Here is an 8472-nt window from a genome sequence, read left to right on the forward strand (position 1 = left end):
CAATTAAAAACTCAACAAAAAACACATCAATCTCCTTGATGACAGCGTTTAAGGTAAATAAAAAATTTGGTTGCACATGATATCTGTTTAATATGCCTCGCAATCAAACATTCATCACACAAAAGCAGCTTAGCCTTGTAAAAAGTAAGGCCTAATGCGTCTAGTAATAAGTAGTTGTTAAGTAGAGGTAATTGCTGGTAATCGCTATAAAGAATACTTGTAGCGTTTGATAACAAAATGGTTGGTTTTGTTTGAGTTTGAGATGTCGAGTTTGGCACTAGGGCGGTGTGTAAAAAATCAAAAGCAGGTGCTGAGAGTGCGCCTGCTTCATTGTGGGTCTGATGGCTATTATGAATAGATTATTCTGCTGTTGCTGTTGGAGCTTTCACCACCAGGCGATTTCGATTGTCCCTGCTTTGGCGGATAAGCTCATCACTCGCTAACATTTCTTCGGACTTTGCCAGGCGGTCATAGAGCAATACGTTGACAGTCGCTGCCAGGTTCATGCAGCCAACTGTCGGGACATAGACAACAGCATCAGCGCGGTCTACCACATCCTGCGCAATTGATCCGTCTTCCGGGCCAAACACATACAGCACGTTGTCTGGATGCTGAAAGTGCGGCAGGGGAATCGCGCCTTCAGCCAGTTCTACACACACAACTTTTGTCTCGTCAGGCAACCCATCGAGCAGTGAGTCCATTCCGATAAGCGGGATTTTTTCCGAGATGTTATTGGTGTCGGTGTGAAATTTTGCGGCATGCTCGTAACGTTTACCGGTATAACAGACCGAATCAACACGGTAACACCCTGCGGCACGCATGACGGCGCCGACGTTAGAAGGGCTTTTGGGGTTACTAAGGCCAATAGTGACTCGGGCTTTGTTCATCGATGTTTTCCGCTTACCAGATGTGACAGAGCGCGGCATTCTATCAAAGCGCAACGTAGATCGGTAGCTCAGGGCAAGTACCGCACTATTCGTAACGTAGGCCACTGCAAAATGTGCAGAATATGGTTATAAAGTGAGCGATCGCGCTGAAAGTTGTGTCCTTGCCCCCCTTAACGGTAGATAAGTCACTAAAAGATAATAATTTACTGTCTACACTGGAGGTAACTTATGTCATAAAAAGAGGGATCTTTATGTCAATTACACCTCTAAGCAGTGACAAGCTGTATCGCGCCTCAGAATTGAATGGATTGGCGGCTGATTGCAAGTCGACCAAGAACCTGACGCCGCTTGATGAAATCGTCGGGCAGGAAAGGGCACAGCAGGCCGTTGAGTTTGCCATGTCGATCAAAGAGAAGGGCTATAACATCTATGCCATTGGCCGTAATGGTCTGGGCAAGCGCACCATGGTGCTGCGTTATCTGAACCGCCATGATCCGAATGGCAACGGCGTGCCTTTGTATGACTGGTGCTATGTGGCGAATTTCGAGGAAACACGTAGCCCGAAAGTGCTGAAGCTGCCGGCAGGGACCGGGCAGAAGTTCAAGAAAGAAATCGAGAAGTTGATGCTGAGGCTGGTCAAGGCCCTGCCGTTGGCATTCGACAATGAAATGTATTACAGCCGTTCCGAAACGCTGAAAAACCAGCTGACCCAGAAGCAGGAAAGCTCGTTGCTAACCCTGACCCATGAGGCAAAAGAGAAGAGTGTCAGCCTGTCGCTGACCACTCAGGGTGAGTATCAGTTGGTGGCGCTGAACGGTGAGGAGCCCCATACCGAAGAGAGCTTTGCCAAGCTGTCCGAAGACGAGCAGAAGCAGTTCGAAGAGACGATTAACGATCTGGAGAAAAAGCTTCGAGGGATCGTTCGTCAGCTTACCGAGTTGGAAGAAGAATTCTCCGACAAAATCCAGAAGCTTAATGAAGAAGTTGCCCTTGATGTTGTGGTGCACTTCATCAAGCCGCTAAAAGAGGCTTATAAGGGTCAGTCTGAGGTCAAAGCGTATCTGACCGCAATGCAGAAAGATATTCTGGATAATCTGGATATCTTCCTCGAAGAGAGCGAAGAGCAGGTGGCGCTTGCCTATGCGGCGCTCGATAAGAAAATGCCTCGCCGCTATCAGGTCAATGTAGTGGTGAGCCAGCCGGAGCAGAAATTTCCTATCGTGGTGGAAGATAGCCCAAGCTATCACTCCATCTTTGGCTATGTGGAAAATGCTACCTACAAGGGAACGGTCTTTACCGATTTTTCACTGATCCGTTCAGGCAGTTTGCACCGGGCAAATGGCGGTGTGCTGCTGATGGATGCGGTGAAAGTGCTGGAACGTCCATATGTCTGGGATGGCTTGAAGAGGGCATTGCGGGCCAGAAAATTGAACGTGAGTTCACTGGAGCGTGAGGTGACGCTGTCTGGCACCATTTCGCTTGAGCCGGAAGATATTCCGCTGAATGTGAAGATTATCTTGTTCGGAGACTATCAGACCTATCAGTTGCTTCAGCACTACGATCCTGATTTTAGCGAACTGTTTAGAGTGACGGCTGATTTTGAAGACGAGATGCCGCGTACCGACGAATCCGAAGTGCAGTATGCCCGTTTTATCTCCAGTATTGTGAATGACAGCGAAATGCTGCATTGCGATAGAAAGGCGATAGCCCGGATCATTGATTACAGTTCACGTCAGGCCGATGATCAGAACAAATTGTCACTGCATTCTGCTGATATTGCCAACTTGCTGCGTGAAAGTAATTACGTGGCGAAGTCATCGAAGGCGACGATGATCCGAGCCAACCATGTTGAGCTGGCATTGCAGAGCCAGGAGAAGCGGGTCAGCAGGCTCAAAGATCATGTGATGCAGACTTTCACCAACGGCACCACCTTGATTGATACCCAGGGAGATGTCGTCGGCCAAATCAATGGCTTGTCCGTCATCTCGACCACTGACTACCAGTTTGGTGCTCCCAACCGCATTACCGCGACAACCGCGTACGGAGAGGGTGAAGTGTTTGATATCGAGCGCAATGTGAAGCTTGGTGGTCGTATTCATTCCAAAGGCGTTATGATCTTGTCGGCTTATCTTGCCTCTATTTTTGGCAAGGCGAAGAAGATCCCGTTGACCACTCACCTGACTTTTGAACAGTCGTACGGCGGGGTGGATGGCGATAGTGCTTCGATGGCTGAGCTATGTGCAATTATCTCTGCCTTTTCAGACATGTCGCTACGTCAGGACGTGGCCATCACCGGTTCTATGAATCAGTTCGGAGAGGCTCAGCCAATTGGTGGCGTAAATGAGAAGATTGAAGGCTTTTTCGATGTATGTGGCATCAAAGGTCGCCATCCAACACAAGGTGTGATTATTCCCAAGTCGAATGCCCACAACTTGATGCTCCGTAAAGATGTCGTAGCTGCCGTAGAGAAAGGAGAATTTCAGATCTGGGCTATCAGCCATGTCACCGAAGCGATTGAGATCCTGACAGGTAAGTCGGCCGGTGCTGTGTCTGACGACAATGCCTATCCGCTTGATTCCGTGTATGGTCAGGCTCAGGTGAAGCTCAATGCATTGAGGCTGTAACCGTACCGAGGGACTAAACCCTTCGTTTGAAGAGTGAGTCTATCTAGCCAGCGGGTGTTCCCTGCTGGCTTTTTTTGTCTATAAACGCCGACATTTTTACTGTTTAACGCTCAGTTTAGTACAGCTTTATCGGGCCGATTTGAGCCTGAATAGGCTGTAATTAATCAATGATGCTCATATGAAATTTTATTACAAAATGACATATTTTGAATTGGTGTCATCTTCGGAGGGTATAGATGCGCCCAGCTAGTGTGATCTGAGTCACTGTGATCTAGATGTTAAAAGGATGAAATTAACGATTGTGTGATAAAGATCACTAAGAGATTATATTTTGCTCTGTTGTGTTTTGTGATATCGCGCATTTCAAAGTTGTTGACTTTTCGTTTTAGTTCGATTTGTTTGTTAATTACAGGTTGGGTTTGTAACAGAGATCACGTAAATAATTTTTGGAATGGTGTTAGAAGTTGATGGGGGTCACAAAAAACCCGTTATCAGTTCGGTTTTGAATATCTATGTTAGATTAATTGGGTACTAAGCAATTGACGGTTTTGGCGAACCGTTACCTAAAACAGATTAAAACTGAACATCAAACGGGGAATCCTATGATATCACCAGATGCTAAGATCAAGGTACAAAATTTTGGTCGCTTCTTATCGAATATGGTGATGCCCAACATCGGTGCTTTCATCGCATGGGGCTTCATCACTGCACTCTTTATTCCAACAGGCTGGATTCCAAATGAGGAATTAGCCAAGCTTGTTGGCCCAATGATCACTTACCTTCTGCCATTATTGATTGGTTATACCGGTGGTAAATTGGTTGGCGGCGACCGCGGTGCGGTTGTTGGTGCCATCACAACCATTGGTGTTATCGTCGGTACCGACATCCCGATGTTTATGGGTGCCATGATGGTTGGTCCGCTGGGTGGTTGGGCTATCAAGAAGTTCGACAATTGGGTCGACGGCAAAGTAAAAAGCGGTTTTGAGATGTTAGTGAATAACTTCTCTGCCGGTATTGTGGGTATGATCTGTGCCATCCTGGCGTTCTACATGATTGGCCCATTTGTCAAAGTCTTGTCAGCAGGATTGGCTGGCGGGGTAAATTTCCTTGTCGACGCAGGTTTGCTACCTCTAACGTCCATTTTTGTTGAGCCGGCAAAGATCCTGTTCCTGAATAATGCAATTAACCACGGTATTTTCTCGCCGCTGGGTATTCAGCAGGCAAACGAGGTTGGTCAGTCAATCTTCTTCTTAATTGAAGCTAATCCGGGTCCGGGTCTGGGTATTCTGCTGGCCTACATGGTGTTTGGTCGCGGTACGGCAAAACAGACAGCCGGTGGTGCCTCAATTATCCACTTCTTTGGCGGTATTCACGAGATTTACTTCCCGTACATTCTGATGAACCCACGTCTGATCCTGGCTGTTATCGCCGGTGGTATGACAGGTGTGTTCACACTGACAATGTTTGATGCCGGTATTGTTTCACCTGCATCTCCGGGTTCTATCTTCGCCGTCTTGCTGATGACGCCTAAGGCATCATTTGTTGGTGTTATCCTGTCGGTCATCGCTGCAGCAACTGTCTCTTTCTGTGTCGCGGCATTGCTCATGAAGACCCAGCCTGTGACAGACGAAGATGATGATAGCCTGGCTTCTGCTACGTCGAAAATGAAGGGAATGAAAGCAGGTTCAAAAGGTGGCTCTCTGGGCGGTGCTGTCCTTGCCGAAAACAAGAGCAACATCAATATGGCCAATGTCCGCAACATCATTGTTGCCTGCGATGCCGGTATGGGCTCAAGCGCAATGGGAGCAAGCCTGCTACGTAAAAAAGTGCAGGAAGCCGGACTCAACATTAGCGTAACGAACTGTGCCATCAACAGCTTGCCGCAAGAGGTAGATATCGTGATCACTCATAAAGACTTAACTGAGCGTGCCCGTAAGCATGCGGCAAACGCAAAACATATTTCTCTGACTAACTTCCTTGATAGCCAGGTATACAACGATTTGGTGACAAGCATTGTTGCTGCCAGCAGCCCGGATGCGGCAAATGATTCGGCTATGGTCAAGGTATCGCCTGTCGCAGCAAACGACGATAACTTTGAATCACAGGCTCCACAAGTATTCCAGATTCAGGCTGAGAACATTCACCTGGGGTTGAATGCCGCTACCAAGGAAGAGGCTATTCGTTACGCGGGTGAACAGTTGGTCAAGCTTGGTTACGCAGAACCTGAGTATGTTGATGCCATGTTTGAACGCGAGCAATTAGTACCAACATACCTTGGAGAGTCGATTGCGGTTCCGCACGGTACGGTTGAAGCGAAAGATCGTGTTATGAAGACCGGTATCGTAATCTGCCAATACCCAGCCGGTGTACAGTTCACCGATGACGAAGACGATGTCGCCAAACTGGTTGTCGGTATTGCAGCCAAGAACGACGAGCACATTCAGGTAATTACTACCATCACCAATGCACTTGATGATCCGGAGGCTATTGAGCGCCTGACCAGTACGACTGATGTCAATGAAGTACTGAATATTTTGGCAGGCCAGAAAGCGGCTTAATCCAGAACGATCTCTGAGTGTCCCGAGGCTGGTACCTCCCACTGGCCTCAACCCCAATTTTTTATATGGTAGGAATTATTATGAAAGCTGTTCATTTTGGTGCAGGCAATATCGGCCGTGGTTTTATTGGCAAACTACTTTCTGATGCAAATGTTGCTGTGACCTTTGCAGATGTCGACGAGCCACTGGTTGATCAACTGAGTCACGATCAGTCATACAAAGTAAAAGTGGTTGGTAGCGAGTGTAAAATTGATACCGTGACACACGTAACGGCCGTTAATTCGGCTTCTCAGGATGTGATTGAGCAGATCATTCATACCGATATGGTGACCACGGCGGTCGGCCCGAATGTCCTGGACATTATTGCCAAAACAATTGCAACGGGTCTTACCCACCGCTTTGAATCAGGTAACAACAACCCACTGAACATCATTGCTTGCGAGAATATGGTACGTGGTACCACTCATCTTAAAGAGCAGGTTTATACACACCTTAACGCCATTTATCACGCCCAGGCTGATGAGCTGGTGGGGTTTGTTGATTCGGCAGTAGACCGCATCGTACCACCGTCAGAAGCGGCTAACGATCCGCTTGAGGTTACAGTAGAAAGCTTTAGCGAGTGGATTGTCGACAAGCAGCAGTTTAGAGGTGACATTCCGGCTATCGAAGGCATGGAAACGACCGATAACCTGATGGCGTTTGTAGAGCGTAAATTGTTCACCCTGAACACCGGCCACATCATTACCGCATACCTGGGCGCGCTAAAAGGCCATGAAACAGTCCGTGATGCGATTGAAGACTGTGAGATCCGCGAGCAGGTGAAAGCGGCTATGCAGGAAAGCGGTGAGGTGTTGATCCGCCGATATGGCTTTGACCGCGATATGCATAATGCCTATATCGAGAAAATCCTCGGGCGCTTTGCCAACCCATACCTTCGTGATGAGATTGATCGCGTCGGCCGTCAGCCAATTCGAAAGCTCGGCGCCAACGACCGGTTAATCAAGCCATTGCTAGGGACGATTGAATACGGGACGGAAAATGGCACTTTGCTAAAAGGGATAGCGGCTGCGTTTAAATATACCAATGATATCGATCCGCAAGCGATCGAGTTGCAAACGTCGCTGAAAGAGAACGGATTATGCGAGACATTGGCTAAGTATACCGGCCTTGATGCCGAAAGCAGTGAAGCCAAGCAGATTGAAACCTTGTACCAGGCTTTATAACTCAGCCTGACGGGAGGTGTCGTTGGCACCTTCCGTTCAAATATTATTAACAGGCATTGTGACTTATCAGTTTGAGCGATTGGAAGATGCGCTTGAGAGTATGATGAATCTGTAACTGAATTTCTTTTTTATCTGGTGTTTGCCACAGTGACGACTGCAGCCTATTGGGAGAAAGGTTGTAGTGTTTGTGGCATTTTTTTTTGAAAAGACGGGGTAAGATAAGAAACTCAAAGGAATAGTAATTCGCCAATTTGAATAATTGCCTTTCGAGGCGAAGGGTTGACTCCAGGTAATGGCGATGCAGTAATGCGTTATCTGGTTTAGGTTTAAGAGAGAAAGCCAAAGGGAAGATCTAATGCTGTCACCTGCTACCAAGATTCATATTCAACATTTCGGTCGTTTTCTTTCTAAAATGGTGTTGCCTAATATTGGCGCATTTCTCGCTTGGGGCTTTATTGCTGCCTTGTTTAATCCGACCGGGTGGTTTCCTAACGATACGTTAGCTCAGCTTGTCGGCCCGATGATCAGTTATCTTTTACCGCTGCTGATCGGCTATTCGGGCGGTAAGCTCGTTGGCGGTGAACGAGGCGCAGTTGTCGGTGCGGTAACGACAATGGGTGCCATTGTTGGTACCGATATCCCGATGTTGCTCGGAGCTATGATTGTCGGCCCTATGGGTGGATGGGTGATCTATAAGTTTGACCAGATGGTTGAAGGCAAGATCAAAAGCGGCTTTGAGATGTTGATTAATAACTTCTCGGCAGGGCTGATTGGGATGACCTGCGCCATTTTAGCTTTCTATATGATTGGCCCTTTGGTCAAGGTGATTTCCCTGGCACTTGCAGCTGGTGTGAATGTTATGGTGGAACTGGGACTGCTCCCGTTGACGTCCATTTTCGTTGAGCCAGCCAAGATACTCTTTTTGAATAATGCCGTTAACCACGGGATATTTTCACCGTTGGGTATCCAGCAGGCCACAGAAGCTGGCCGCTCCATTTTCTTTTTGATTGAAGCTAACCCGGGGCCTGGATTCGGGATTTTGCTGGCCTATATGGTGTTTGGACGTGGCATGGCTAAGCAAACTGCTGGTGGGGCATCCATCATTCATGTGTTTGGTGGCATCCATGAGATCTACTTTCCCTATGTGTTGATGAATCCGCGTTTGATCTTGGCTGCAATC

The 8472-nt window shown here is 47.7% G+C and carries 5 protein-coding genes; 4 read left to right on the forward strand and 1 reads right to left on the reverse strand.

The features are described from left to right. Positions 1 to 359: 359 nt before the first annotated feature. Positions 360 to 887, reverse strand: a complete 528-nt coding sequence (locus tag MHN01_RS09090) for an RNA methyltransferase (protein ID WP_239411062.1) — start codon at positions 885 to 887, stop codon at positions 360 to 362. 251 nt (positions 888 to 1138) lie between these two features. Between MHN01_RS09090 and MHN01_RS09095 the strand changes: the two genes are divergently transcribed. The 4 genes from MHN01_RS09095 to MHN01_RS09110 all read left to right on the forward strand — a co-directional run. Beyond that, positions 1139 to 3511, forward strand: coding sequence for a Lon protease family protein (locus tag MHN01_RS09095; protein ID WP_239411063.1), 2373 nt, complete (start codon positions 1139 to 1141; stop codon positions 3509 to 3511). A gap of 602 nt (positions 3512 to 4113) precedes the next feature. Next, positions 4114 to 6069: a PTS mannitol transporter subunit IICBA gene (locus tag MHN01_RS09100; protein ID WP_239411064.1), complete on the forward strand. Its 1956-nt coding sequence runs from the start codon at positions 4114 to 4116 to the stop codon at positions 6067 to 6069. An 80-nt stretch (positions 6070 to 6149) separates the two neighbouring features. After that, the gene (locus MHN01_RS09105; RefSeq protein WP_239411065.1) at positions 6150 to 7292 is read left to right on the forward strand and encodes a mannitol-1-phosphate 5-dehydrogenase; all 1143 of its coding nucleotides are present in this window, start codon (positions 6150 to 6152) and stop codon (positions 7290 to 7292) included. A gap of 355 nt (positions 7293 to 7647) precedes the next feature. Next, the coding region (locus MHN01_RS09110) for a PTS transporter subunit EIIC (RefSeq protein WP_304622846.1) at positions 7648 to 8472 on the forward strand (825 nt) is incomplete at its 3' end.

Origin of the sequence: Photobacterium sp. OFAV2-7, from assembly GCF_022347985.1 — a bacterium.
In the GTDB taxonomy this organism is placed as follows: domain Bacteria; phylum Pseudomonadota; class Gammaproteobacteria; order Enterobacterales; family Vibrionaceae; genus Photobacterium.

Excerpts from the sequence above, each read along its gene's own strand:
- MHN01_RS09090 (WP_239411062.1), bottom strand. The coding sequence starts at position 887 with ATGAACAAAGCCCGAGTCACTATTGGCCTTAGTAACCCCAAAAGCCCT.
- MHN01_RS09095 (WP_239411063.1), top strand. The coding sequence starts at position 1,139 with ATGTCAATTACACCTCTAAGCAGTGACAAGCTGTATCGCGCCTCAGAA.
- MHN01_RS09100 (WP_239411064.1), top strand. The coding sequence starts at position 4,114 with ATGATATCACCAGATGCTAAGATCAAGGTACAAAATTTTGGTCGCTTC.
- MHN01_RS09105 (WP_239411065.1), top strand. The coding sequence starts at position 6,150 with ATGAAAGCTGTTCATTTTGGTGCAGGCAATATCGGCCGTGGTTTTATT.